The sequence below is a fragment of the Brevibacillus sp. NPDC058079 genome (assembly GCF_042885155.1).
Taxonomy (GTDB): Bacteria; Bacillota; Bacilli; order Brevibacillales; family Brevibacillaceae; genus Brevibacillus.
The window spans coordinates 23,839-50,365 of record NZ_JBHVSO010000017.1; the positions used below are offsets into that span (position 1 = coordinate 23,839).

Annotated in this window: 28 protein-coding genes and 1 pseudogene; 26 read left to right on the forward strand and 3 right to left on the reverse strand. The window is 43.9% G+C overall.

Annotated elements, in window-relative coordinates; all coding sequences use genetic code 11:
* Window positions 1-9 precede the first annotated feature (9 nt).
* From ACFVS2_RS30810 to ACFVS2_RS30885, 16 genes are all read left to right on the forward strand, one after another.
* Window positions 10-1,020, forward strand: coding sequence for an NAD-dependent 4,6-dehydratase LegB (locus ACFVS2_RS30810; protein WP_390240229.1), 1,011 nt, complete (start codon window positions 10-12; stop codon window positions 1,018-1,020).
* Window positions 1,017-2,204 carry a LegC family aminotransferase gene (locus ACFVS2_RS30815; RefSeq protein ID WP_390240230.1) on the forward strand — a complete coding sequence of 396 codons (1,188 nt, stop codon included), beginning with the start codon at window positions 1,017-1,019 and terminating at the stop codon, window positions 2,202-2,204. The genes ACFVS2_RS30810 and ACFVS2_RS30815 overlap by 4 nt, the downstream gene beginning before the upstream one ends.
* Window positions 2,191-3,357, forward strand: a complete 1,167-nt coding sequence (neuC, locus tag ACFVS2_RS30820; protein ID WP_390240231.1) for a UDP-N-acetylglucosamine 2-epimerase — start codon at window positions 2,191-2,193, stop codon at window positions 3,355-3,357. Before ACFVS2_RS30815 ends, neuC begins: the two co-directional genes overlap by 14 nt.
* 34 nt (window positions 3,358-3,391) lie before the next feature.
* Window positions 3,392-4,468 (forward strand): N-acetylneuraminate synthase, encoded by a 1,077-nt coding sequence (gene neuB, locus ACFVS2_RS30825; RefSeq protein ID WP_390240232.1) that lies wholly within the window; start codon window positions 3,392-3,394, stop codon window positions 4,466-4,468.
* Window positions 4,465-5,088: an acetyltransferase gene (locus tag ACFVS2_RS30830; RefSeq protein WP_390240234.1), complete on the forward strand. Its 624-nt coding sequence runs from the start codon at window positions 4,465-4,467 to the stop codon at window positions 5,086-5,088. Before neuB ends, ACFVS2_RS30830 begins: the two co-directional genes overlap by 4 nt.
* A gap of 21 nt (window positions 5,089-5,109) precedes the next feature.
* Window positions 5,110-6,159, forward strand: a complete 1,050-nt coding sequence (locus tag ACFVS2_RS30835; RefSeq protein ID WP_390240236.1) for a nucleotidyltransferase family protein — start codon at window positions 5,110-5,112, stop codon at window positions 6,157-6,159.
* Window positions 6,156-7,067 carry a Gfo/Idh/MocA family protein gene (locus tag ACFVS2_RS30840; protein WP_390240238.1) on the forward strand — a complete coding sequence of 304 codons (912 nt, stop codon included), beginning with the start codon at window positions 6,156-6,158 and terminating at the stop codon, window positions 7,065-7,067. The genes ACFVS2_RS30835 and ACFVS2_RS30840 overlap by 4 nt, the downstream gene beginning before the upstream one ends.
* On the forward strand, window positions 7,064-7,783 hold the full coding sequence (locus ACFVS2_RS30845; RefSeq protein WP_390240240.1) for an acylneuraminate cytidylyltransferase family protein: 720 nt from the start codon (window positions 7,064-7,066) through the stop codon (window positions 7,781-7,783). Before ACFVS2_RS30840 ends, ACFVS2_RS30845 begins: the two co-directional genes overlap by 4 nt.
* Window positions 7,764-8,591, forward strand: coding sequence for an SDR family oxidoreductase (locus ACFVS2_RS30850; RefSeq protein ID WP_390240242.1), 828 nt, complete (start codon window positions 7,764-7,766; stop codon window positions 8,589-8,591). Before ACFVS2_RS30845 ends, ACFVS2_RS30850 begins: the two co-directional genes overlap by 20 nt.
* 39 nt (window positions 8,592-8,630) lie before the next feature.
* A complete protein-coding gene (locus ACFVS2_RS30855) occupies window positions 8,631-9,515 on the forward strand; it encodes an SGNH/GDSL hydrolase family protein (RefSeq protein ID WP_390240244.1) in 885 nt (294 codons plus the stop codon).
* Window positions 9,512-10,543, forward strand: coding sequence for a Gfo/Idh/MocA family protein (locus ACFVS2_RS30860; protein ID WP_390240246.1), 1,032 nt, complete (start codon window positions 9,512-9,514; stop codon window positions 10,541-10,543). The genes ACFVS2_RS30855 and ACFVS2_RS30860 overlap by 4 nt, the downstream gene beginning before the upstream one ends.
* Window positions 10,544-10,557: 14 nt before the next feature.
* The gene (locus ACFVS2_RS30865; RefSeq protein WP_390240248.1) at window positions 10,558-11,523 is read left to right on the forward strand and encodes a Gfo/Idh/MocA family protein; all 966 of its coding nucleotides are present in this window, start codon (window positions 10,558-10,560) and stop codon (window positions 11,521-11,523) included.
* Window positions 11,524-11,606: 83 nt separating this feature from the next.
* A complete protein-coding gene (flaG, locus tag ACFVS2_RS30870) occupies window positions 11,607-11,942 on the forward strand; it encodes a flagellar protein FlaG (RefSeq protein WP_390240250.1) in 336 nt (111 codons plus the stop codon).
* 12 nt (window positions 11,943-11,954) lie between these two features.
* Window positions 11,955-13,430, forward strand: a complete 1,476-nt coding sequence (gene fliD, locus ACFVS2_RS30875) for a flagellar filament capping protein FliD (RefSeq protein ID WP_390240252.1) — start codon at window positions 11,955-11,957, stop codon at window positions 13,428-13,430.
* Between the two features lie 15 nt (window positions 13,431-13,445).
* Window positions 13,446-13,823 (forward strand): flagellar export chaperone FliS, encoded by a 378-nt coding sequence (fliS, locus tag ACFVS2_RS30880; RefSeq protein ID WP_390240254.1) that lies wholly within the window; start codon window positions 13,446-13,448, stop codon window positions 13,821-13,823.
* A gap of 10 nt (window positions 13,824-13,833) precedes the next feature.
* Entirely contained in the window at window positions 13,834-14,190 is a 357-nt protein-coding gene (locus ACFVS2_RS30885) for a flagellar protein FliT (RefSeq protein ID WP_390240256.1), read from the forward strand.
* 36 nt (window positions 14,191-14,226) lie between these two features.
* Here ACFVS2_RS30885 and ACFVS2_RS30890 read toward each other — a convergent pair whose 3' ends face one another.
* Window positions 14,227-14,403, reverse strand: a complete 177-nt coding sequence (locus ACFVS2_RS30890) for a putative motility protein (RefSeq protein WP_390240258.1) — start codon at window positions 14,401-14,403, stop codon at window positions 14,227-14,229.
* Window positions 14,404-14,560: 157 nt separating this feature from the next.
* Between ACFVS2_RS30890 and ACFVS2_RS30895 the strand changes: the two genes are divergently transcribed.
* From ACFVS2_RS30895 to ACFVS2_RS30915, 5 genes and pseudogenes are all read left to right on the forward strand, one after another.
* Window positions 14,561-15,370: a motility protein A gene (locus tag ACFVS2_RS30895; protein ID WP_106838069.1), complete on the forward strand. Its 810-nt coding sequence runs from the start codon at window positions 14,561-14,563 to the stop codon at window positions 15,368-15,370.
* Window positions 15,363-16,148 carry an OmpA family protein gene (locus tag ACFVS2_RS30900; RefSeq protein WP_390240260.1) on the forward strand — a complete coding sequence of 262 codons (786 nt, stop codon included), beginning with the start codon at window positions 15,363-15,365 and terminating at the stop codon, window positions 16,146-16,148. The genes ACFVS2_RS30895 and ACFVS2_RS30900 overlap by 8 nt, the downstream gene beginning before the upstream one ends.
* 289 nt (window positions 16,149-16,437) lie before the next feature.
* Entirely contained in the window at window positions 16,438-17,229 is a 792-nt protein-coding gene (locus tag ACFVS2_RS30905) for a basic amino acid ABC transporter substrate-binding protein (RefSeq protein ID WP_048035008.1), read from the forward strand.
* 87 nt (window positions 17,230-17,316) lie between these two features.
* The gene (locus ACFVS2_RS30910; protein ID WP_007718198.1) at window positions 17,317-17,991 is read left to right on the forward strand and encodes an amino acid ABC transporter permease; all 675 of its coding nucleotides are present in this window, start codon (window positions 17,317-17,319) and stop codon (window positions 17,989-17,991) included.
* A gap of 18 nt (window positions 17,992-18,009) precedes the next feature.
* Window positions 18,010-18,084: pseudogene (locus ACFVS2_RS30915) on the forward strand (S1 domain-containing protein); the annotation flags it as partial.
* A gap of 66 nt (window positions 18,085-18,150) precedes the next feature.
* On the opposite strand, the gene ACFVS2_RS30920 reads toward ACFVS2_RS30915, so the two are convergent.
* Complete coding sequence (locus ACFVS2_RS30920; RefSeq protein ID WP_390240263.1) at window positions 18,151-19,203, reverse strand: HD-GYP domain-containing protein; 1,053 nt, start codon at window positions 19,201-19,203, stop codon at window positions 18,151-18,153.
* A gap of 209 nt (window positions 19,204-19,412) precedes the next feature.
* On the opposite strand from ACFVS2_RS30920, the gene hpf reads away from it, so the two are divergent.
* The 4 genes from hpf (at window position 19,413) to prfB (ending at window position 24,631) form a co-directional block, all read left to right on the forward strand.
* The gene (gene hpf / locus ACFVS2_RS30925) at window positions 19,413-19,976 is read left to right on the forward strand and encodes a ribosome hibernation-promoting factor, HPF/YfiA family (protein WP_017252261.1); all 564 of its coding nucleotides are present in this window, start codon (window positions 19,413-19,415) and stop codon (window positions 19,974-19,976) included.
* 200 nt (window positions 19,977-20,176) lie between these two features.
* Window positions 20,177-22,696 (forward strand): preprotein translocase subunit SecA, encoded by a 2,520-nt coding sequence (secA, locus tag ACFVS2_RS30930; protein ID WP_390240266.1) that lies wholly within the window; start codon window positions 20,177-20,179, stop codon window positions 22,694-22,696.
* A gap of 245 nt (window positions 22,697-22,941) precedes the next feature.
* Window positions 22,942-23,403, forward strand: coding sequence for a hypothetical protein (locus tag ACFVS2_RS30935; protein ID WP_390240268.1), 462 nt, complete (start codon window positions 22,942-22,944; stop codon window positions 23,401-23,403).
* Between the two features lie 114 nt (window positions 23,404-23,517).
* Window positions 23,518-24,631, forward strand: a protein-coding gene (gene prfB, locus ACFVS2_RS30940; protein ID WP_173619638.1) for a peptide chain release factor 2 whose coding sequence is annotated in 2 segments (ribosomal slippage) — window positions 23,518-23,598 and window positions 23,600-24,631 — 1,113 coding nt in all. Because the reading frame shifts where the segments join, the coding sequence is not laid out codon by codon here.
* Here the strand turns inward: prfB and ACFVS2_RS30945 are convergent.
* A complete protein-coding gene (locus ACFVS2_RS30945; RefSeq protein ID WP_390240270.1) occupies window positions 24,621-26,057 on the reverse strand; it encodes a PAS domain-containing sensor histidine kinase in 1,437 nt (478 codons plus the stop codon). The two genes, prfB and ACFVS2_RS30945, sit on opposite strands and share 11 nt — an antisense overlap.
* A gap of 143 nt (window positions 26,058-26,200) precedes the next feature.
* Between ACFVS2_RS30945 and ACFVS2_RS30950 the strand changes: the two genes are divergently transcribed.
* Window positions 26,201-26,470, forward strand: a complete 270-nt coding sequence (locus ACFVS2_RS30950; RefSeq protein ID WP_173619636.1) for a YciI family protein — start codon at window positions 26,201-26,203, stop codon at window positions 26,468-26,470.
* Window positions 26,471-26,527 lie beyond the last annotated feature (57 nt).

Below are 26,527 nucleotides of genomic sequence, written 5' to 3' on the forward strand. Positions count from 1 at the left end.
GATGATTTTATGGATTTGAAAAACAAAAAAATTCTAGTAACAGGAGCAGATGGTTTCATTGGCTCACATTTAACAGAAGAACTAGTACGTCAAGGTCATGATGTAAAAGCTTTCGTTTATTACAATTCATTTAATTCATGGGGATGGCTCGATCATTTACCGAAAGAAATATTGAAAGGAATTGAGGTATTTGCCGGGGACATTCGTGATCCCTATGGTGTTAAACAAGCAATGAAGGGATGCGATGTTGTTCTTCATTTGGCTGCCTTAATTGCGATTCCATATTCTTATCATTCTCCAGAAACGTATGTGGACACGAACATAAAAGGTACATTGAATATACTTCAAGCTGCTCGAGAATTAAACGTGGAAAAAGTAGTACACACTTCAACCAGTGAAGTTTATGGTACTGCTCGTTTTGTCCCGATTACTGAAGAGCATCCACTTCAAGGACAATCTCCTTATTCCGCGAGTAAAATTGGTGCTGACCAGATGGCGATGTCTTTCTTTAGCTCGTTTGATTTGCCAGTATCCATTATCCGTCCTTTTAACACGTATGGTCCTAGGCAGTCAGCTCGTGCGGTGATTCCTACAGTTATCACACAAATTGCCAATGGACAGAAAAACATTCAACTTGGCTCGCTTTCGCCAACAAGAGACTTCAATTATGTGAAAGATACCGTTAAAGGGTTTCTGTCGGTTGCTCAATCAGACAGTTCCATTGGAGAAGTAATAAATATAGGAAGTAATTACGAGGTTTCAATCGGTCAGACAGTACAATTTATTGCAGAATTAATGGGTGCAGAAATACACATTGAGACAGACAACCAGCGTATTCGTCCGGAGAAGAGCGAAGTAGAGCGGTTATGGGCTGATAATTCGAAGGCGAAGCGATTAGCTGGATGGCACCCCGAATATGGGGGAGTAGAAGGCTTCAAACGGGGACTAAGTGAAACAATCGAGTGGTTCACTAATCCCGTTCATCTATCCCAATATAAGGCAGGGATTTATAACCTATGAGTCAGCTAACCTCGCTGGAACAAATAGTCGCCAAACTGAAAGAAGTCACCCATTTTGCGGACAAGTTTATTCCTCTGCATGAGCCATGCTTTCAAGGGAATGAGTGGAAGTATGTGAAAGAGTGTATAGATACTGGATGGGTATCGTCAGTAGGGAAATACGTAGATCAGTTTGAAGAGAAGCTACAAGAATATACGGGGGTGAAGCGAGCTGTGGCCGTAATGAATGGCACGGCCGCTTTGCATATATGTCTGAAATTAGTTGGAGTAGAGCCGGAAGATGAAGTATTAATGCCGGCTCTCACGTTTATTGCTACCGCTAATGCGATTGCCTATTGTGGGGCGACTCCCCATTTTATCGATAGCAGTTTTACTACTCTTGGTGTAGATCCCAAGAAATTAAATGATTATTTACTTGAAATTGCAGAGGTAAGGGGCAAGGAGTGCTTTAATAAAAAAACTGGCAAAAGAATAAAAGCTATCGTTCCTATGCATACATTTGGGCATCCTGTTGAATTAGATGAACTGATAGATGTATGCGAGAGGTTTCATCTCGAACTTGTAGAGGACGCAGCTGAATCACTAGGTTCCTATTACAAAGGGATTCATACAGGAAATTGGGGACGTGTGTCGGCCCTCAGTTTTAATGGAAATAAAGTAATTACGACTGGTGGAGGAGGAGCAATATTAACGAACGATGAGGCTTTAGGCAAATACGCAAAGCATATAACAACGACTGCGAAAATGCCGCATAAATGGGCCTTTGAACATGACCAAATCGGTTACAATTATCGTCTGCCAAACCTCAATGCAGCATTAGGATGCGCGCAATTAGAACAGTTGCCAACGTTTATTGAGCGGAAAAGGGCACTGGCACAAAAATATGCACAGGTATTTGCGTCTATTCCTGAAATCACATTCTTTCATGAGCCGCAATTAGCGACGAGTAATTACTGGTTACATGTGCTTTTGCTATCGCCTGAGCTGGTGAAAAGTCGCGATCAATTGCTGGAAATGACAAACGAACAAGGATTGATGACTCGTCCGGCCTGGAAACTGCTTCACGAATTGCCAATGTATAAGGATGCTCCGAAGATGGATATCGCGGTAGCAAAACAGCTCGAAGAAAGAATCATAAATATTCCAAGCAGCTCTAATCTGGGGGCTAGTTATGTCACGACGTAAACTTTGTGTAGTTACAGGTACACGTGCCGAATATGGCCTGTTGTATCATCTTATGAAAGAAATACAAGAAGACACAGATTTGCAATTACAGATTATTGTAACTGGCATGCATTTATCTCCTGAATTTGGTTTGACGTATCGCTCGATAGAGCAGGATGGTTTTGCTATTGACGAAAAAATTGAAATGCTTTTATCCAGCGATACCTCGGTCGGAATTGCAACTTCGGTTGGCATAGGGACAATTGGGTTTTCACAGGCGTATGAACGCCTGAGACCTGATCTGGTCGTACTGCTTGGGGATCGTTTTGAAATTTTGGCTGCGGCTCAAGCTGCAATGATTGCAAGAATTCCCATCGCTCATTTGCATGGAGGGGAAACAACAGAAGGAGTCATTGACGAATCGATAAGACACGCCGTGACCAAAATGTCGCAACTACACTTTGTAGCAGCAGATGAATACAGAAAAAGAGTTATTCAACTAGGTGAGAATCCAGATCGAGTGTTTAACGTGGGTGCAATCGGGCTTGATAATATACGAAAATTACCGCTTCTGAATAAGGAAGCCTTTGAAAAGTCTATCGATTTTGCTTTAAGCAAGCCAAGCTTTCTCATTACTTATCATCCCGTTACATTGCAGAAGAATCATTCTGAATCTGCAATGCTGGAGCTTTTACAAGCACTTGATCATTTTTCTGATGCAACTTGCATATTCACAAAGCCAAATGCGGATATGGGGGGGCGCGTTATTTGTGACATGATCGATAGATACGTGGAGAATAATTCTTCCAGATGTGTTTCGTTTACTTCTCTTGGACAATTACGTTATTTAAGCGCACTGCAACATGTAGATGCCGTAATTGGAAATTCTTCAAGCGGCATTATCGAAGTGCCTTTTTTTCAGAAGGGTACAGTTAATATCGGGGATCGCCAAAAAGGGAGGATTCGCGCGGAATCCGTTATTGATTGCGTAGAACAAAAAGAATCCATTATTTCAGCCATTAGACAAGCTCTCTCTAGCGAGTTCCAGGAAAAGCTACAGAGTATGGAGTCTCCTTACGGTAAGGAATATGTTTCGGCGAAAGTGAAAAATGTACTGAAAGAAGTAAGCTTGGACAATTTGCTGCATAAAACTTTTTTTGACATCGAGGATTAGTAGAGGTGTTCAAACAGCTCTAGGAGGTACTATTATGACGAAGACATTCATTATTGCCGAAGCTGGTGTAAATCACAATGGATCTTTGGAAATGGCTAAAGAGCTCGTCTATTGTGCTGCAGAAGCAGGTGCTGATGCAGTAAAATTCCAGACGTTTAGGGCCAAAAGTATTATAAGTAAACATGCGGAAAAAGCCGATTATCAGAAGAGAACGACCGATATTGAAGAGTCGCAATTAGAAATGGTGCAGAAATTGGAATTGTCGTTGGAAATGCATCAAGAACTCGTAGAAACTTGTAAACAACGTAACATTAAATTTTTGTCCACCCCGTTCGATTTTGAAAGCGTAGACCTGTTGGCTGAGGAAATCGGTGTAGATTTACTTAAGCTACCTTCGGGAGAAATAACAAATGCACCGCTTTTATTAAAAGCAGCTCTAACGGGGCTACCTATTATCCTCTCTACTGGAATGTCTAATCTGGGGGAAATCGAAGAGGCTCTAGGAGTTCTGGCTTTTGGCTACTTACGTTTCTCGCAGGCACCATCTATCAGAGGGTTTCAAGAGGCGTATGCAAGTGAAGAGGGGCAACAAGTTCTCCGTGAAAAAGTAACGTTACTTCATTGTACAACTGAATATCCGGCACCATATGTCGATGTGAACTTGAGGTCAATGGATACCTTGTCTGCAGCCTTTCATCTTCCAGTAGGCTTTTCCGATCATACCCCTGGAATAGCTGTTCCGATTGCTGCTGTGGCTAGAGGTGCACAGGTCATTGAGAAGCATTTTACGCTGGATAGAACTTTGCCAGGCCCTGATCATCAGGCTTCCCTAGAGGGGGCAGAACTCAAGCAAATGATTGATTCGATTCGGCAAGTGGAGCTATCGCTGGGTAAAGCGTATAAAATGCCTACACCTTCGGAACAAAAAAACAAATTCATCGCCCGCAAGAGCTTGGTTGCAGCATGTAGTATTCAAAAAGGTGAAATATTGACAATCGACAATCTAACTGCAAAACGACCAGGAACAGGTATTCCTCCGATTCGAATCTGGGATTTGATTGGGAAAGTCGCAAGTAAAGATTACGAACAAGATGAGTTGATTCAGGAATGAAGCCTGTAATTGTACTTGGTGGCGGTGGACATGCCAAAGTATTGTTGGATACGTTAATTTTACAGGGTCACAATATCTTGGGATTCACGGACCTCCAGTCCCAAGCTAGCATATGGGGAATTCCGTATCTAGGTCATGATGCAGAGATCGAAAAATTTTCTCCCAAAGATTTGGTACTAGTAAATGGGATCGGTGCAGTCGGCAATAATTCAATCCGAAAGAAATTATTCTGTTTTTATAAAGAGCGGGGATACTGTTTTGCATGTGTTATTCATCCAACTGCGATCATATCCCCTCGAGCAGTCATTGGTGAAGGCGCTCAAATAATGGCTGGCGCTGTCGTGCAAGCAGATGTACATATAAGCAGTAATGTTATTGTAAATACACGAGCCTCTATTGATCATGATTGCAAGATTAATGACCATGTACACATAGCGCCAGGGGTAACTCTTTCCGGTGGTGTGCATATTGAAGAAGGTGCATTCGTTGGCGCTGGTGCTGTAGTTATTCAAGGCATTCAGATTGGGACAGGAAGTATTGTTGGGGCCGGAGCCGTTGTTATCAAGGATGTTCCGAAAAATAGAAAAGTAGCAGGTGTGCCTGCAAACGTGATTGGATAAGCAACAAGAAAGGGGTGGGGAGTGGTGAATTGGAGAGACCTTTTGGTATCACCGCAAACGCCTATCATTCATACATTGGAAATTATCGATAAGAATGCCAGACAAATTGCCTTAGTTGCAGATGAAAATGATAGATTGCTCGGCACTGTAACAGATGGTGACATCCGGAGAGGCTTGCTAAAGGGAAGAGGGCTTCAAGATCCTACCTCCACGATAATGAATCCATATCCTACGGTAGCTTCTCCGTATGACTCGAAAGAGAATATCCTTGCCCTCATGAAAATCAAGCATCTTCATCAAATTCCGATTGTTGATGAAGACGGGCGAATTGTGCATGTAGAGATGTTAAATGACCTTTTGCGTCCGAAAAAAAAGGACAATTGGGTGGTTCTAATGGCCGGTGGATTGGGAACTCGCCTTCATCCATTAACGCATGATTGCCCCAAACCTTTATTGGCAGTTGGGAACAAGCCATTATTGGAAACGATTTTGCAGAGTTTCATTGATCAAGGATTCCATAAGTTTTATATCTCAGTGAAATACAAGGCAGAGATGATTCAGGACTATTTTGGCACCGGTGAGCGATGGGGTGTCACTATTTGCTATTTGCAAGAGAAGGAGTCATTGGGTACGGCAGGAGCGTTAAGTTTATTGCCAGACAAGCCAGTGGAACCTTTTTTTGTCATGAACGGTGACTTACTGACAAAAGTAAACTTCGAACAACTTCTAGATTTTCACAAGACGTATCAAGCAAAAGCAACAATGTGCGTTCGAGAGTACGAATATCAAGTTCCATATGGTGTTGTCCGGTTAGATAAGCATCGACTGACAGCTATAGAGGAAAAGCCGGTTCAGCGATATTTTGTCAACGCAGGCATTTATGTCATGGATCCGCAAGTTTTAGAACACATTCCACATAATGAATACTTGGATATGCCAAGCTTGTTTGAGCAATTGATGAAGCAGGAACAGCAAACAATCGCATTTCCGATTAGAGAGTATTGGTTGGATATTGGGCGCATTGCTGACTTTGAAAAAGCGAACAAAGAGTATATGGAGGTATTCAGTTGAGGGCGCTCGTCATTGGCTTTGGTTCAATCGGAATGAGACATGCACGTATATTGAGAGAGTTAGGGTGCAAAGTTTGTGTGGTTAGCAGTCGAGAGATTGATTGGGATTGCTCCTACCATTCTCTTTCCGATGCCTTGCAAATAGAGAACCCGCAGTATGTAATTGTTGCAAATAAAACATCAGAGCATTATCAGACGCTTTTAGAATTAGAAGATCAAGGCTATAGAGGGAAGGTTTTTGTAGAGAAACCGCTTTTTCAATTCGAAGCAAATATGCCACCTCATGGCTTTGAGAACATTTTTGTTGGCTATAATCTCCGATTCCATCCTGCAATTCAGAAGCTGAAAATGCTCATGCAGGGTCAAAAAATACTATCTCTTCATGTTTATACCGGTCAGTATCTTCCCCAATGGCGCCCTCACGCAGACTACCGAAAGACGTATTCAGCTAAGAAAAGTGAGGGTGGAGGGGTTCTCAGAGACTTGAGTCACGAGTTGGATTATGTAAATTGGTTATTAGATGGATGGGAAAGCTTAACCGCAGTCGGCGGGAAATTCAGCCCGTTAGAAATAGATAGTGATGATATTTACTCCATTATGCTAAAGACGAAAAAGTGTCCTGTTGTAACCATAAATATTAATTATATCGAAAAGAGTCCTAAGCGATTTATTATCGTGAATACAGATCAGGATACGATAAAAGTGGATATGATAGGAAATACATTAACTGTGAATGAACGGACAGAACCATTTGAGGTTTCTAGAGATTATACATATAAAATGCAGCATGAAGCGGTATTGACAGGTAAGGTAGGAGATGTCTGTTATTCAGAAGAAGCAATGGATGTAATGAATATGATAAACGCAATTGAAGAGGCAAATGAGAAAAGGAGTTGGGTCTCGAAATGAAGAGGCTTTGCACGATATGCGCAAGAGGAGGCTCAAAAGGGGTGAAGAATAAAAATATTCGTCCCATCATGGATTATCCTCTTATTGCATTTAGTATAAAACAGGCGAAACAATCGGGTTTGTTCGACTGCGTAGCAGTTAGTAGCGATTCTAAGGATATACTGGAAGCAGCTCGGAAATATGGGGCAGATATTCTTATTGAGAGACCCGATCAGATGGCAACGGATGAGTCAGCAAAAATCCCTGCTATTCAACATTGCGTTAGTGAAGTTGAAAAACAATTAAAGGTCACGTTTGATACCCTTGTTGATTTGGATGCAACATCTCCGTTGCGCATTGTTGAGGATATTCAAGGAGCAGTTGAATTGTTGGAGAGGAAACGATGCTCCAATGTGATAACGGCTGCACCAGCTAGAAGATCACCCTACTTTAATTTAGTGGAGTTAAACAAAGGTGGCTTTGTTCAACTTTCTAAAAAGTTAGACCAAGCTATTGTAAGAAGACAAGATTCACCAAAATGCTATGACATGAATGCTTCGATATATGTTTGGAGTCGAGATGCGTTCTACGGGGCGAATTCGGTTTTTTATGAAGATACCATGCTTTTTGAAATGCCAGAGGAACGGTCTATTGATATCGACTCTGAAGTTGACTTTATGTTTGTTGACTTTTTACTAAACCAAAAGAGGGATCTATATGAAACCTTATTCTTATAAAAAATTGTTCGATTTACAGGGAAAAACAGCAATTGTTACAGGAGGACTCGGTATTTTGGGAAGGCACTTCTGCAGAGGATTAGCTGAATTCGGAGCTAATGTCGCAGTAGTTGACCTTGATTTAGAAGGTGCGAGAGCATTTGCTCAAGAACTCGAAGCCTCTTATAGAGTAAAGTGCTTAGGGGTCTCTTGCGATGTTTCTTCTCAGCAGTCAGTCAATGAGATGGTAGAGGAAGTCGTAAATGCATTTGGGGAGATACATATTCTGCATAATAATGCTGCCAGTAAATCCAAGGATCTAGATGCCTTTTTTGCGCCATTTGAAGAATATTCTATGGAACAATGGCGTGAAATTATGTCTGTCAATATAGATGGCATGTTTTTAGTTGCACAAGCTGTCGGTAAGCAAATGGTCCTTCAGGGTAAGGGAGGCTCCATTATACAGACTGCCTCCATCTACGGAATTGTTGCACCGGATAATAGAATATACGAAGGCTCGTTTTATTTGGACAGGCAAATTAATACGCCAGCAGTCTACTCCGCATCAAAATCGTCTGTTCTTGGGCTGACGAAGTACTTGTCGACGTATTGGGCACCACAGGGGATTCGAGTCAATACACTCATACCTGGCGGGGTAGAAAGCGGCCAAAATGAGGAGTTTAAACAAAAATATTCGAACCGTGTACCTTTAGCAAGAATGGCGCAGCCAGAAGAGCTGGTAGGAGCATTGGTGTATCTAGCTTCAGATTCATCTAGTTATGTCACCGGCCAACAAATAGTAGTTGATGGCGGTTTGTCAGTCTGGTAATCGATCACTACTAATTACATCACAAAGTTGGAGATTAATATGAAAATAATCATACTTGGGGACTCGCTTGCCTTACCAAGGCCACATCGAATAAAAAGTTTCGATCCTGAAGTGGATAAAGAATTGGCCGTTCATTTTGATGAAACGTACGGTTGTTTGTTACAGAACGAACTACTGAACGCATACCCGACAGTTCGGTTTTCTGTTACCAATCGTGCGCAACGGCTCACGACCATTAAGGATATAGCTGCTCAATTTGGCGATCATCTTTTTTACTTTCAGCCAGATGTTATCGTTATGCAGGTAGGCATTGTTGATTGCTGGATAAGAGATGAGCTTGGTGGTAAACAACTGGTCAATATTGTCGAATTTGAACAGCATTATCGTGCTATTCTTACCCTTTTGCAGAAACGACCAGAAACCAAACTTATTGTCGTGGGAATTTGCCCTACTTCTATAAAAATGGAAAAGCGCTATCCAGGAATCCTGCAGCAGATAAACTTGTACAATCAAGTATTGAAGAGTGGAGAAAATCATCACCAAGTATTTTTTATGGAGATGGAGTCGTACATTAACAGTCACAATCCTCAAGTCTATCTCTTGCCAGATGATCATCACTTGAACAAAAAAGGCAATGAATTAATCAGTAGACGTCTTGTTGAGATAATAAAGGCATTTCAAGAAAATGTTTCAGGCTGCAAGATGTTTGAGACTGATGCGGAGCTTAGCTACAAGCATTTTATAAAATCGCATGAAATTTTCCCGTACTTTGGTGATAATTTATACAATTTAATTTACTTATCTTACCAAATGCAAGATTGGGGAAAGACAATTGAGTATATAAAATTTGTTCGGATGAATCAAATACAGCATCCAGCCTTACCTCAACTTGTGGACATGATAAAGGAGCAAATGAACTCATGAGTATGAGTACCATAGGGATTATTGGCTTAGGACCGATGGGACATAGGTACGTAGAAGCAATTCAAATGCTGCTTGAACCAGTTAAAATCGCTGTTACAGATCTGAGAACAGAAGTGATTGAACAAGCAAAGGCAAAGTATCCGAAACAGGAATTTAGTGTCTACACAAATCATGAGGACATGTTGAAGAGTGAGCAGCTAGATGTCTTGATTATCGCTACGAATGGACCAAGTCATTACTCTTTGTTTTTAGATGCAATAAAATTTGGAGTTAACAGGGTTATCTGTGAGAAACCGATTGCTACTTCAATTCACCAGGCGCAAGAAATGGTGTCGATTGCACGTGAAAAAGGAGTGAAGCTAGCTGTCAATCATGGTCGGAGATGGGCGGCTGACTACTTACTTTTACGGGAAAAATTGAAATCTGGCGTTATCGGTCCTGTAGAAAGCATGATGTTTTCTATGGGAGGTGGTCAAATGGGGTGTAATGGTACTCACTTTATTGATCTTGCTAGTTTCCTATTGGACGATCAGGTTGAACAAGTGTGCGGATTTATAAATGATGAAGGTGTACCGAATCCGCGGGGAGCACATTTTAAAGACCCTGGTGGATATGCCATTATACACTTCAGTGCTGGAACTCGTATGTTCTTTGAATTAACCGAAGATCTTGGCATTCCTCCTGTGCTAGTTATTAACGGGAAATATGGGCGGATTACTGTTAACGAGCTCCAACGATCTTATTTTATTGAAGCGAGGAATGAGCAGGATCGGGAACTTCCTGTCACTCGTTATGGGACACCTTTACATGAAACTCAAACGTGTAAACTGGAGTTAAACATTATTGAGTTTTGCCAAAATCTATTAATGAACATGTTACAGGACCGCATACCAGCCAATCCTCAATTTGCTGTCGATGCGTTAGAAACAGTCATCGGGATTCATTACTCTCACCACTTAGGTAACAAAGTAATAAATTTACCTATAACCGATGAAGAATATTGTAACAAACTGTTTTCGTTTACGTAGTGAGGGGGAGACAGATGATATCGCTAGGAATAATAGGTACGGGGTCAATAGCCCCCCATTATATACAAGCCATCCATTGGTTAAATCAACACAGAGAAACGGAAATAAAAGTAATTGCAGCTGTTAATCGCACAGAAGCCAGTAATGAAAGAGCAAGAAATGTGCTAGGGATCCCAAAGACGTACACTAGTATTCACGATATGATTTCTGGGGAGAAACTGGACGGTATTATCGTTGCTGTTCCTTTTCCTAGCATTTATGAAGTTACTTTGAATCTAATTCCTACGCGGATTCCCCTGCTAATTGAAAAACCGCCGGGTCTAACTATGGAGCAAACCCAACAATTGTCGCAGTTAGCGAGAATGCATCAGGCGAGTGTAATGGTAGGATTTAACCGCCGCTTCTATAGTGTGGTCGATCAGGCGAAACGACTGATAGAAGAATCAGGCGGTCTGCTGGGAATGAGAATGGATGTTTTTGAACGCTATAGACTATTGCGAGAAAACGGTTATCCTTCAGAGAAATTAGAGAAGCTGTTTACAGCTAATAGTATTCATTGCATAGATTTAATTCGCTATTACTGCGGAGATCTTGATGCCATTCATGCTTTTTCTAATCAATCGTCTGAGGAGCCTTTTAATCATCGATATGCAGCATTAATCGTCGCAAAGAGGAACATACCGATAACATTTCAAGCGTATTGGCATTCAATGGGGAACTGGAATTACGAATTGTATTTGCAGGATGGAAAAATTCAGTTTACCAATATGGAAGAGGCACTTGTTTCTTTTCGGAATAAAGAGCCTTATCGATTAACTCCCAATCAAGCAGATCGGGATACAAAGCCAGGATTTGCTGAACAGATGATGCATTTCTTGAATCAGGTAATACACTTCTCCGGTAATTCAGGTTATGAAGGTGAAATGTCCATCCATGACGCAGTAAATACGATGGCTCTCGTAGAATCGTTGCAAACGTAAAATTAAGTAAATAGAGAAGGTAAAGCTTTTTCCCGAAAAAACCGATAACTATCTTAGGAAAAAAATCCTAAGGAGGATTGAGGATGGACGTTGGATCAGTACAAGGATTCGGGAAAGCGAAAGCGCACAATAATTTTCCTCAAACGAATAGTCAGCCTCAGGAGCAATCGGTGCCGGTAAAAGAACAGCAGCAGAATAATAAGAATCTAGAACAAGAAATAGCTGGCATAAATAAATGGCTTCAATCAACTAGCTCGCATGTCAAGTTTACCCTTCATGAAGATCTCAATGAATACTATGTGCAGGTCATCAACGACCAAACAAATGAGGTCATTCGTGAAATTCCTTCGAAAAAAGTAATGGACATGGTTGCGAAGATGCATGAAATGATCGGAATACTAGTGGACGAGAAAAGATAGGAGGTAAGTAAGATGGGAATCCGTTTGTCAGGTATGGCTTCAGGAATGGATACGGAGAAAATTATTAAAGATTTGATGAAGGCTCAAAGAGAGCCTGTTAATCGTTTGCAACGTACTAAGTTCAGTACTGAGTGGAAACGTGATGCTTACCGAGAGATGAATACGGTCTTTGCAGATTTTCAAAACTCGGTGAAAAATCTGCGTTTGTCTAGTAGCTTTAACAAAAAAGTAGCGACATCCGAAAATGACTCTATCGCTTCAGCTAAAGTAGTGGGGCAGCCATCATTGTCCAGTTATACGATAGAGATAGAAAACCCGGCAGTAGTTGGAAAACCTGCTACTGCTGCGTTTACTTCAACTTTACCTGATACGAAGACAGCTATCGGGTCAACATTTGACTTAACACTCAAAAAGGATTCAAGTGCGGCAAGTACAGTTGTTAAAATTGAGGATAAAGATACGATTGAAACGATTATCGGTAAAATTAACAGCTCTAACTCAGGTGTGAAAGCTACCTATTTCAATAATCAATTCGTATTGTCTTCAGATGATGGTAGTAATTTTACTGTACAGGCTCCAGCTGGGAATAGTTTAGGATTGAAGGATGCAACCGCGACAAAAATAGATGGCACACCTGCTTCCTTTAAAATTAATGGAGTATCCTACACATCTGATAAAAATACAATTACTTTCGATGGCATGGAAATTTCATTGAAGCAAGCCAACAAAAATGCGCCAATAACGATTAATACGAAATCTGACGAAGACACGATTTACAACATGGTGAAAGATTTCGTCGACAAGTACAATGCTGTCCTTGAAACGATTAATAAAAAGATATCAGAACCAAAGTACAAGGGTTACCAGCCATTGTTGGATGAGGAAAAAGAAGCATTACCTGAAAAAACGGCTGAGAAAATGGATCTCATGGCAAAAAGTGGTATACTTCTGCGGGATCCCATTCTATCAAGTGGCTTAAGTGAACTTCGCAGAGCTACGAGTGCTCCTTTGCAAATCGATGGTGTAAATAAAGCTTTTGATACATTATCCGAAATCGGTATTGGCGGTCCACCAAGCGGGAAAAACGCATATCAAGAAAACGGAAAGCTGTTCATCAATGAAACCAAACTTCGCGAGGCAATTCGGAACAATGGCGAAGATGTAATGAAACTGTTTACAAGTTTCAGCAATGAAAAAAATGACCTTGGAAAAAAATATAATGAGAGTGGCGTTGCTGAGCGCTTGTACAGTCAATTGAGTGAGGTCATGGATAAAATTAAAATCGAAGCTGGGTCATCTGGATCTATTTACGACGATAGCTATCTTTCTAAAAAAATCCAGCAAACCAACAAAGACATAGATCGTTGGGAAGATCGCCTTAAAATGATCGAGAATCGTTATTGGAAACAATTCTCTTCAATGGAAAAAGCTATGTCCAAGTCACAATCACAAGGCTCATGGTTTGCACAAATGCTAGGCCAGCGTTAAGAAGGAGTGATGCAGATGTTACAGAATGCTGCTCAGGCGTACCAATCAAATCAAGCAACAACCGCAACTCCTGCCGATTTAACACTGATGCTCTATAACGGTGCGCTAAAGTTTATCAAACAAGCCAAAAGCGCAATCGAGGAAAAAAATGTAGCGAAAGCTCATGAGGCATCACTCAAAGTACAGAACATCTTGTATGAACTAATGTCTACCTTAAAAAGTGAATACGAAATCTCGAAAGAATTCGTTACACTCTATGAATATATGCTCCAGCGTACAATCGAGGCAAACATTCGGAAGGATCTTGATATACTGAATGAGGTGGAAGATTTGTTCATCCAATTCCGTGATACATGGAAAGAAGCTATGCAATTAGCAAAAAGGCAAGGGTAAGGAAATACACATGGAAATGACAATAGATGCTCTCTTGGGGGAGTTGCTTCAGGCTACCCAACGCCTAGAGCAGGCTGTGAGACTGAAGGATTCAGACGCTGAGGAATGGCTTACGATACTCGACGAGCGAGAAGTATTGATCGGCACTTTGAAAGAACGTGTAGAAGAGGTGGAGTTGACATCCGCCCAACGTGTGCAGATGGTAGAGATTCACGAAATCAACCAACGCGTAATTCCTTTGATCGACGGGCGGAAGCAAGGCGTGCAAACACAACTTAACAACCTCCAACGCAGCAAGCTCGCAATGAATACGTACAACGAAGCAGGTCCAAACGGCTACGGTGCCTTTTTCGACCGCAAAAAGTAAAAACGGCCGGGGAACCGGCCGTTTTCTTTTCACAACTTATGCACGAATATCGATCGATTTTCCAAGAGACGGATGACTTGCCTGAGCCGCTTGAACATTTTGCTGCGTCTTAGCAAAACCCTCCAACATGATGGAAGCTTGGGCTTGCGCAGTCTCCTGCACTTGCTTCGTCAAACTAATAGTAACAGCTTGCTTTAATTGTACGGCATTCACAGATGATCACCTCTTTGCTAGAATTACTTTCTTTATCATTATCGACATTTTCTATACCAAGCTTCACTATTACCATGACTCTATTCTCTCATCTTTTTTCCACCATCTGCTATACTTTAAGAACATCTTGTTGAAAAACTAGGAAGGTGAATCACTTGTGTCCACAAAACGCCGCTCACTCGTCTTAATCGGAGCCGTACTCCTCATCTTCATACACGCGGTCTACCTAAACGGAACCCTATCGGACCTCCTCAACGTAACCGCTATCGAGCTAGTCGCGCTCTCCGTAGTCATGTCCTATGCAGTCAAACGCAAGCATCTCGACCTGAAAAAAATCTGGCGGCTGCTCATCCACGGCCGGCAAAGCAACGTCGAAGAAACGATCAAGCGCTTCTACTATTACGCGCTCGTTCTGAAGGAACAGGGCTACATCGCGCTCGAAAAGGAGCTGCAACAAGAACCCGATTCGTTTGTCCAACGCGGCAGCTTACTGGCGATCGAGGGTGTTCCCGAAGAAGAACTGCGCCTGATCCTGGAGAACGAGCTCAAGGGCGAGCAGTATCGCTACCAACAGTCGGCAGGGTTCTTTCGCCTTATTAGCTTGTTGGCGCCGGGGATGGGGCTGGTTGGTACGCTTTTAGGGATGACGGGTGTACTGAAGTCGCTCTCCGACATGGCCTTGACCGGACACAGTCTGAGCGCAGCGGTCGTAGCGACGCTGTATGGCGCGCTCTTGGCGAACCTGTTCGCGCTGCCATGCTACTACCGTCTGATGGATCTGTACGACCGGGAAATGTTTGAAAAGCGTCTCTTCGTCGAAGGTTGCGTTGGCTTGCAGCGCATGGAGACACCACGCTTGTTGTTTGAGAAGCTGAACTCATTCTTGCCAGGTGACCAAAAGCTGGTGCTGATTAAAGAGGCAGGCAGCATGAAGGGCACGATTGAAAGGCAGGACCGCTATGCATGACGAACGGTTATACGACGAAAAAGAGCTAGAAAAAAGCTGGCTGCTCAGTTACAGTGACCTGATTACACTGTTGTTCGTGATCGTGATTATTATCGCGGCAATGCAGACGAAGAGCATTCAGTCACAAAAGGAAGAGGTCCAAAAGGAAAAAGCGAGCTTGGAGCAGGTGCATGAGAGTCTCGACCTGCTCAACCTGCAAAAGCTGGAGCTGCAGCGAGAGGTCTACCAATTGGAGGCTCGCCAGAAGGAGCTCAAAGGCGAAAAAGAAGAAGAAGGCTCCGAAGACACCGTAAACGTGCCGAAGCCGCCAATGGGCATGTCTGACTCGAGTGAGCGCGATATGGAGACGGTGCGTAACCAGCTATCCTCCGCTTTGGCTGAGCTGAATCTCGACTACGAGGAGACAGAAGAAGGCTTGCGTATCCGTTTGCCGGAAACGATCTTGTTTACGAGTGGTTCGGCAGACCTACAGGCCCAAGGGAAGCAAGTCGTCGGTACGGTAGCGGGGGTATTGAAGCGATTTGAGCACAAGGTGCGGATCGAGGGCTATACAGATGATGTGCCGATATCGCGCAGTTCTTACCAATCCAACTGGGAGCTATCCTCGGCGCGCGCGATCTCTGTCATGCGTGAAATGGTGGATGCCCACTCTTTACCAGCGTCTCGCTTTACAGTGGCAGGCTTGGGGGAATACAAACCGCTTGTGGACAATTCCAACGCGGAGAACCGTGCGAAGAATCGCCGGGTAGAGATCGTGATTTTGGGGGAAAAAGAATAATTCATTATTTTCAGATAAAAGCAGGATTTTTATATGCAGGATAGAACTATATCCCGTATATATGAATCCTGTTTTTTTGTTGCTAGATCCACTTATACTCCCATTTCGTTCCCCTTACTTTCGTACTAAAGTGGCAGAATATACAGGAAAAAGGTTATACCCAGCTTGTGCACAATGGGATGTGGATAATGTGGATAACTCTGTGGAGAACGCAAAAAATCCGTAATTTCCATGTGGACATTGCTGGGGACAAAATGGACAGATAGAGAGACACAAGGGGGATTTCGAAATGCGTATCGGGACAAATTGGTTCAAATCGCTTGCGTTGGTCGTCGGTGTGGGGGTACTCCTCGCAGGCTGTGGATCGGGTGGTCAGCAAACGTCTGGCAGTGGCGGTTCGGGTGACAAGGTGTACGTAGTCGGTACAGATGCGGCATATCCACCGTTCCAAATGCTTGAGGCTGACAAGATTAGTGGGCATGACATCGATGTGATGAACGCGATCGCGGAAGCTGGCGGATTCAAGATCGAGTGGAAAAACACCGGGTGGGACCCGCTTTTTGATGGACTGGACAAAGGGACGGTTGATATTGGGATCTCGTCCATCACGATCACGGAGAAGCGCAAGGAGAAATACGATTTTTCGGACTCATACTTTGAAGCGAACCAACTCATTCTGGTAGCGGAAGATTCTCCAGTGACGAAGCTGGCAGATTTGAAAGGCAAGAAGATCGGGGTTCAAGCTGCGACCACGGGTGAAGAAGTGGTCAAAAAAGCGTTTGGAGATACGTACGAAGGCTTGAAAGGCTATGATGATATGCCATCCTCCGTCGATGACTTCTTTAATGGTCGCGTCGATGCAGTGATTGGCGACAATGGTGTTTTGTCATACTACGTGAATAAAGTAAAAGATAAGAAGTTTAAGCTGATTAAAGATGATTCCTTTGAAAAGGAATTTTACGGAATTATTGTGAAAAAGGGCAATGCCGATGCGATGAACAAAATCAACGACGGATTGAAAAAGATAAAAGAAAATGGAAAGCTGCAGGAAATTTACACCCAGTACTTTGGCAATAAGTAGGCAGCAAAATGGCCGGGTGCGTCCCTATGACGTAGCCGGCGTTTGTTCGCAACTTGGCTTGCTGACATGAGAAGGGAGGATTAGCCATTGGACTGGAGTGTCATCTACGACTACCGGGAACTGTTTATCCGAGGCATTATTAATACGATTTTACTAACGGCAGTGGCTACGGTTTGCGGAACATTTTTGGGGTTGTTCATCAGCTTGGGCAAAATGTCCTCCAAACGAATCGTGCGGTGGACCTGTTCGATTTATGTAGAGCTGTTTCGGGGAACCCCGATGTTGGTCCAAATTTTGCTGATTCATTTCGCGGTGATTCCGTCGATTTGGGGTATTCTGTATCCGGGAGCGAGCAGCCCGGAAGCGATTTATTCAGGTTTTGTCGCGCTTTCGCTCAATGCGGCTGCCTATATGGCGGAAATCTTTCGGGCTGGCATCCAATCCATTGATCCGGGACAAATGGAAGCGGCACGATCACTTGGCATGAACAAGGGCCTTGCTATGCGTCAAATTATACTTCCGCAAGCGTTTACACGTATGCTGCCTGCGATCGGAAATGAGTTTATTGCTCTCTTAAAAGATTCATCCCTTCTAGCAGTAATCGCGACACCGGAATTAAACTACGCAGCCATGAACGTGGCGAAAAGTACATTTGAGCGCTATCCCCCGTATTTAACAGAAGCGGCGGTTTACTTGGTACTTACGTTGTTCTTGTCCCGTGTAGTTGTGCGAGGACTTGAGAAAAAATATTCCACACGGTAATGAGCGAGCGTGTAGAATGAGGGACAGGCTGTAGAATTCGACATTGTGGAAGGGGACCGATGTCCACAAGCGGCGAACGTCGTGAAGTTATAATCGAAACAAATAGCAAAATCCCCCTGGTTCCTTGATCGGACAGGGGGATTCGTTTTTTCAACGTGTTTAACTGATCATTCTTTGAATGCGTAGGGAACGCTGCAGTCTCAGGTCTATAAAATCATTACCTCTACGAACGAGAGGGCGCATTGGCTCATCAGTATGAATCATAATGATTTCGACTTGGTCGCCATTGCTCAAAAGCGCATGGGAACCGATGTAAAGTAAGATAATGTAATGGATAAAACGAGATACAATCATCGGATTTAATTGGCCTGAACAAGCTAACTCCCACAGCACATTCGCTGCTTCAAAGGGAGAGGTTCCCTTCCGATACACGCGATCTGTGCATATCGCATCAAATACGTCTGCGACACTGATGATTTGGCATTCAAAAGGGATGCCATCTTTTTTTCGTCCTAGGGGATATCCACTTCCATCCCAACGTTCGTGGTGCATTAGAGCGCATTGTGCTAGCAAGTTGTCGGCATCGTCCATGGTGCGCAAGAGCTCGTAGCCGTATACGGTATGCTTTTTCATAATCGTATACTCTTCGTCTGTCAAACGCTCTGGCTTGGACAGCAGCTCATCGGGAATTTTCATCTTGCCGATGTCATGGAGAAGACCTGCAAGGCCTAAAAAATGAACATCACGTTGAGGCAGTCCAATGATTTTTCCGATTAAAGCTGCCACGATACCTACATGCAGGGAGTGGCGATACGTATAACTTTCTGTTCCTTCATTCAAATAAATGAAGCGCAGAAATCTCATGTGATGAAGAACTTGATCGAGCATAGGATGAACAGCGTCGCTAAATTGTTGCAGTCGGGGGGTATCCCCATTTGCGAGCTGGTTAAATAAATACTCGGTTTTTTGTACGGCCACCATATAGGCCTTTGCAGCCTCTGCCTCACTCCAATGAAGGAGAGGAAAAGGCATTTCGGGTGCTTCCGAGTCAGTAGTAACGTGTACGGCTTCCACCTGGTGAGCCTCTAGCAGTCGTATATCACTTAGATGAAGGATTGCACCAGCGGGTAGTAAAAGCAGACCGTACTCATTGTAGACGTCTTGAGCGAGTGTTGTTCCGATAAGTGAATGGGAAGGTTTTACCTCGGCCATGAGGATTCCTCCAGTGCGATGTACGACCGCGATATAGGATTGGATGACTACCTGTCCTATTATAGCATAGGGAATCTAGTAAGTATTGGTAAAATAATGTCGGATATTGATGGTTTGTAAAAGATTTGCAAAGATTTTTTTAATCTGAGTGGAAGGATTATTTACAGAAGTGGCGAATACGTATGTATAGACGGAAGGAGGTTGGAACCATGAAATTTAACATTCGTGGAGAAAACATTCAAGTCACCGCTGCGCTTAGAGAATATGTCGAAAAGAAAGTCGGCCGTCTGGAAAAATATTTTGAAACTCCACAGCCTACAGAAGTACAAGTCACCATGCATGTACATCGCGGAGAGGGCACGATCGAGGTAACTATCCCACTGAGTGGGGTCATTATCCGAGCGGAGGAAACGCACGAAGATATGTATGCTGCTATCGATCTGGTAGTAGAAAAGCTGGAACGTCAGATTCGCAAACACAAAACGAAGCTGATGCGGAAGCTTCGGGTTGATTCGACAGGAAGAATCGCACAGCGTGAGAGTCAGCCTGTAGCAGTCATGATCCCGGATGTGGATGAGGATGATATGGACATAGACATCGATATCGTTCGAACCAAACGCTTCGATCTGAAGCCGATGGATGCACAGGAAGCGGTCATGCAGATGGATATGCTGGGACACAGCTTCTTCGTTTTCCAAAACAGTGACACCAATGACGTCAGTGTGGTGTATCGCCGCAATGATGGGCGTTACGGATTGATTGAACCAAAATAACGAAACTTTACACATTCTCATTCGTATAAGACTAGGGAGTTGCTATTGGCAACTCCCTTTACTTGTGTAGAGGATGCTCTATTTGATAAAATATCTTTTTAGAAAGTATTATTTTCGTAGAATCGGTATCCTTATTTTATTATCTGGACTCATGCTGGCTTGTGCATTTTTGTTTGGCAGCATATGGAAGGGGTGTCCTCATGTTAGGACTCGTTAAAAAGATATTCGGCGATAGCAATGAACGTGAAGTAAAGAAAATGTTTAAGCGTGTAGAAAGTATCAACGCGCTGGAACCAACGATTAAGGCACTCTCGGATGACCAATTGCAGGAGAAGACAGCTGAGTTTAAGGCTCGCTTGGCAAATGGAGAAGAACTGGACAAAATTTTGAATGAAGCGTTTGCGGTTGTACGTGAAGCATCGATCCGTGTACTGGGCATGCGTCACTTTGACGTCCAGATGATTGGTGGTATGGTGCTTCAGGAAGGCCGTATCTCCGAGATGAAGACGGGTGAAGGTAAAACGCTGGTTGCGACGCTGGCGACATACCTGAATGCCTTGATGGGCAAAGGCGTTCACGTCGTTACCGTGAACGAATACTTGGCTGAACGTGACTCGACCATCATGGGTAGGCTGTATAATTTCCTCGGACTGACAGTCGGTTTGAACAAGAATGGACTGAGTCCTGAAGAAAAACGCGAAGCATACGCGTGTGACATTACGTATGGTACGAACAACGAATTTGGTTTCGATTATCTGCGTGACAATATGGTTCTGTACAAGGAACAAATGGTGCAACGTCCGCTCTTCTTCGCTATCATCGACGAGGTGGACAGCATTTTGATTGACGAAGCACGTACGCCGTTGATCATCTCCGGTTCTGCTAACAAATCGACAGAGCTGTACTACATCTGCTCGCATTTTGTGAAACGCCTGGAAGAAGAAAAAGATTTCACAATCGATGAGAAGCTGAAAATCGTCAACCTCTCAGATGAAGGTGTAACCAAAGTCGAACAGGCATTCAACATCGACAACCTGTACGATACGGCACATATCACGTTGAACCACCACATTACGGCGGCGTTGAAAGCACAAGTGCTATTCAAGCGCGATGTCGATTATGTGGTGCAGGAAGGCGAAGTTGTGATCGTTGACGAGTTCACCGGCCGTCTGATGGTTGGACGTCGCTACAGCGATGGCTTGCATCAAGCGATTGAAGCCAAAGAAGGTCTGCGTGTCCAAAGCGAGAGCATGACACTGGCGACCATTACCTTGCAAAACTACTTCCGTATGTACGAGAAGCTGGCGGGTATGACAGGTACAGCGAAGACGGAAGAAGAAGAATTCAAAAAGATTTACGGTCTCGATGTTGTGGTTATTCCAACGAATAAGCCAGTACAGCGTGTCGATTCACCTGACCTTGTTTTCAAAACAGAGGCAGCCAAATATCGTGCGGTTGTAAACGACATTGTCGAGCGTCACAAAAAGGGCCAACCGATCTTGGTAGGTACCATCTCCATCGAAAACTCGGAGCGCTTGTCCCAAATGCTGAAGCAAAAAGGCGTACCGCATAACGTATTGAACGCGAAGCAACATGAGCGCGAGGCGGAAATCGTTGCACGTGCAGGTGTGTACGGAGCGGTTACTATTGCGACAAACATGGCGGGTCGTGGTACGGACATTCAGCTTGGCGAAGGTGTAGCGGATGTAGGCGGTCTTCATATTATCGGTACAGAACGCCACGAGAGCCGTCGGATTGACAATCAGCTGCGCGGTCGTGCCGGTCGTCAGGGGGACCCAGGTTCATCCCAGTTCTTCCTCTCGATGCAAGATGAGCTGATGCGTCGTTTCGGTGCGGACAATATCATGAATATGATGGATCGCCTGGGTATGGAAGAGGATATGCCGATCGAGAGCCGCTTGGTTACTCGTGCGGTAGAATCCGCGCAGAAGCGTGTAGAGGGATCCAACTTCGATGCACGTAAAGGCGTTCTCCAGTACGACGACGTGATGAATCAGCAGCGTCTGGTTGTTTACAAACAGCGTAAAGACATCCTGGAACAGGAAAATCTCAGCGATGTTGCTTTAAATATGATCTACGCAGTTATGGAGCGTGCAGTGTCTCTGCATTGTCCAAAAGAAGAGGTACCAGAGGATTGGGATCTACAAGCAATGGCCGATGCTGCCAATAATGGGTTCCTCCATGAAGAAACGATTACGGCTAAAATGCTGAAAGGCATGGAAGCAGAAGAAATTCTCGAGCTGTTGAAAGCAGAAGTCGATAAGCAGTACAAACAGCGTGAAGAAGAAATTGGCGAATCGATTCGCGAGTTTGAAAAAGTCGTCATTCTGCGTGCTGTCGACAGCAAGTGGATGGATCACATCGATGCAATGGATCAGTTGCGTCAAGGGATTCACCTGCGCGCCTACGCACAAAACGACCCGCTTCGTGAGTACCAGTTCGAAGGATACGAAATGTATCAAGGTATGCTGGCTGCAGTTCAGGAAGAAGTCGCTATGTATATCATGAAGGCCGAAGTCAGCCAAAACCTGGAGCGTCAGGATGTTATTCGCGGTCAAGGAATCGACCCGGACAACTTGCAAACTTCCGGACCATCTGATCGTCCAGATCCGGAGACCTCCGGTGATGCTGATCCGAAAAACCGTGCACAGCGTCGCGCTCAGGAGCAGGAACGCAAACGTCAAAATAAGAAACACTAAGCAAGGACAGAACATTCTTCTCGTATCGGCAAATTCGGTACGAGGGGGATGTTTTTTTCTTGCCCATTCCTAATGCCTTGACAGTATTCGTCCTCATCTATTCTTCCTCGTCTGATATTAACGATCAATTTGTCTAACACTGGTAAATGTGATCGAACGATTCAAGTGGTAATTATCTGAAAAATAAATAGAATCGTAAGTACAACACTTTTACCAAAAATTCACGAAGACGGGGGAATGAACAAATGAGAACGTCAGTGAACGTGATGGGGATACAAACGAAGAATATAATGGAGCGCATTTCTGTTACTTTAAAAGCAGTGTTAAAGACAGGAAAAGAAAATAAAAAAATACAGCTGATTGAAAAGGAGGAGGGAATGGAATTACCGAGAGTCATCTCAGCGCAAGACCCGGTCTTTGAGGACAAGCGACTGATAGAGGAAATTCCGGAGCCGAATTGGAATGAGGCCTTGATTGCACCGCCGAATGGAATGGTGGATCGAACGCGTGAAAGTCCGCTAGCCAAAAAATATCGAAAAACACACAACTGGAAGCGACAAGCCTTCATCAAGCAAGCCTACCAGCTGAAAGCAAGCGAAGCTCGGCGTACCCATCTCTATCTGGTTACCGCACCACAGGCGGATAATAAACAACCACATGAAATCCGAGACCTGAGATCCTCGCCATCACCACCGGTGGCAACGTGACAAAGTGTAGCGGCGAAGTCCCTTTTCTAAACGTGACAAGCTGCCGTATTTGCGCATCTGGCAAATTACGTTACAATAAAACATAGCTTACGTAAAGAGAAGGTGATTCGCAACATGGCATTAATCGATATTGCGGACATCAAACAAGAGATGTCTAGCATGGCTAAGCGTTTAGCGGATATTAGGGGGTCTCTTTGACCTCCCAGTAAAACAGGAACGAATTGGTGAACTGGAAGAGCGCATGTTGGCACCCGATTTTTGGGATGACAATGATGCAGCGCAGAAGACAATCAGTGAACTGAATGCAATCAAAAGCCTCGTAGAGACGATGACCAAGCTGGATTCTCAGTATGAGGATCTCCAGGTAATGCTGGAGCTCGTCATCGAAGAAGGGGATTCGTCCCTCATTCAAGATCTGTATGACAGTACGCAGGAGCTGCGGAAGTCATTTGAGAGCTTTGAGCTGGAATTGCTTTTGAGTGATGAATACGACAAAAACAACGCCATTCTGGAGCTACATCCGGGAGCGGGTGGTACAGAGTCCCAGGATTGGGCGTCCATGCTTCTACGTATGTATACACGTTGGGGGGATGCCAAGGGCTTCAAGGTTGAAACATTGGACTATTTGCCTGGCGATGAAGCCGGTGTAAAAAGTGTCACTCTCCTCATTAAGGGCTACAATGCGTATGGCTACCTCAAATCAGAAAAAGGGGTTCATCGTCTTGTGCGGATATCTCCGTTTGATGCCTCTGGACGTCGTCACACATCGTTTGTGTCTTGCAACGTCCTGCCGGAGATCGAAGACGATAATGCGGTAGACATACGTACAGAAGACCTGAAAGTCGATACGTATCGTTCCAGTGGTGCGGGTGGTCAGCATATCAACACGACTGACTCCGCTGTACGGATTACTCACTTGCCTTCTGGAATTGTGGTGACGTGTCAAACAGAACGCTCCCAGATTAAAAACCGGGAGCGTGCGATGAAGATGCTGACGGCACGACTGTTTGAGAAAAAACGGGAAGAACAAGAGAAAACGTTGGCCGCAATTCAAGGTGAACAAAAAGATATTGCATGGGGCAGCCAAATTCGTTCCTATGTCTTCCACCCATACAGTCTGGTAAAAGACCACCGGACGAATATGGAGGTAGGAAACGTTCAAGCAGTCATGGATGGTGACATTGATTCGTTTATCGATGCCTATCTGCGCGCGCAGATTAATCGTTAAACGAAACAGAAGGTTTCAAGGCTTTTGGTATGGAAATTGATACGGTGGTTCCTTTGCCGACATCGCTGGCGATGTTGATTGTACCGCCGTGATCGCGAATAATTTTTGTGCTTACCATTAACCCCAAGCCAGTTCCTGTTTCTTTTGTACTATAAAAAAGCTCTCCTAATCGGGGAAGTAGCTCAGCAGGGATGCCTTGTCCTTGATCGCTGATTCGGATGATAACATCGGAAGAGCGCTCTACAACCTTGATTGTGAGATTTCCACCTAACGGCATGGCTTCCATGCCGTTTTTTATGATGTTTATGAAGACTTGTTTGATTTGATATTCCTCACACAAGATGAGGGACGTGACTTGCGGAAAATCAGTAAGAATGGATACATTTTTAAGAAGTGCTTGTGGTTCCAAAAGTTTAATGACAGACAAAAGCAATGGCAAAAGGCCATTGGGAGCAAATCGCAACGCTTGCGGCTTCGCCATTATCAAGAGCTCACTGGTAATCGAAGTGATCCGGTCGATTTCGGATCGCATAATTTGCAAGTATTGCTGATTGGCGAACTCGTCGCCTTCCATGAGTTGAATAAACCCTTTCAAGGCCGTAAGTGGATTGCGAATTTCATGGGCGATTCCCGCGGCAAGCTCTCCTAGAACCGACAGCTTGTCAGAGTAACGAAGCAAATCCTCTGATTGCCGACGTTCTGTAATATCACGTGCCACAAAAACCGTGCTGAGAATATGACCGTACGAACAAATGTCAGGTGTTCCTTTCACATCGAATAGCAACATTCTTCCGTCTGGGTGCAGATAATGGTACTCGGCGTCGAGTGTGATCTTCTGTTTCATCATTTGAGCAAAATCGCTCTTTGCGTTGGTTACTTGGTCAGGATGAATTAAGATCGAAAAATGCTGATTGATCACTTGATCAATCGTGAGACCAGTAACCGCCTGAACAGAAGGGGAAGCGTAGGTAATAATTCCATCCATATTTACAATAAAAATCAAATCCATAATGTTTTCAGATATTAACCGAAAGTTCTCTTGCATCTGGTGAAGAGCCTCTTCCACTTTCTTTTGCTGTGTGATGTTTTTCGCAATGGAATAGCGACTAATAATTTCGCCGTTTTGAAAAATGGGAAAGCTGGAAGCGATAATATCTACAACCTGTCCGTTTTTATGGCGCAACTGATAATGCTTATTTTTTCGGATTCTTGCAGAGAGGATTTGTTGTTGTTCCTTACTGTCGAGACCTTCTGTAGAAGCGAGAATTTCCCAAATTTGCATGTGCAGCAATTCTTGAGAGGTGTATCCTACCAATGCTTCACCAGCAGCGTTTACTCCTGTGAATCTGCCCTGCATGTCGAACATGAAAACAGCGTCAGGATTGTTGTGGAAGAGAGATGTATATAACTGTATCTGCGTGCCCATACCTATCCGCCTCTCTGTTGCTACTTGCTACCTTTGAATCGTTCGCTGTAGAAAGGAAAAATCCTACCGGACAAAAGTCCGTATTCTTAATTATGTTATACTTCATGAAAGAACAAGGTCATGAAAAAGGAGAGGAACCGTCCATGTTGTATGCTGCATTTTTGCCAATCGTGAATCAAGAGTTGAATGCTCAAGTAAGACCTGCGCATCTTACGTATATCAATGAATTGTACAAGCAGGGGAAAGTGTTCATGGCAGGACCCTTCACAGATAAGCTTGGCGGATTAGTTATTTACAAAGCGGATTCTCTAGAAGAAGCTCGCAAATTGGCTGAGGCTGATCCAGTTGTCGTGGAAGGCGCACGGACGTTGGAGTTACGTGAATGGAGCCCGTTAGAGTTTCCTTTGTCCTAAATGGCTGTAGCAAGAATGAGAAGTGGTAGTCGGAGGCATACTTAGCGAAGAAATCCG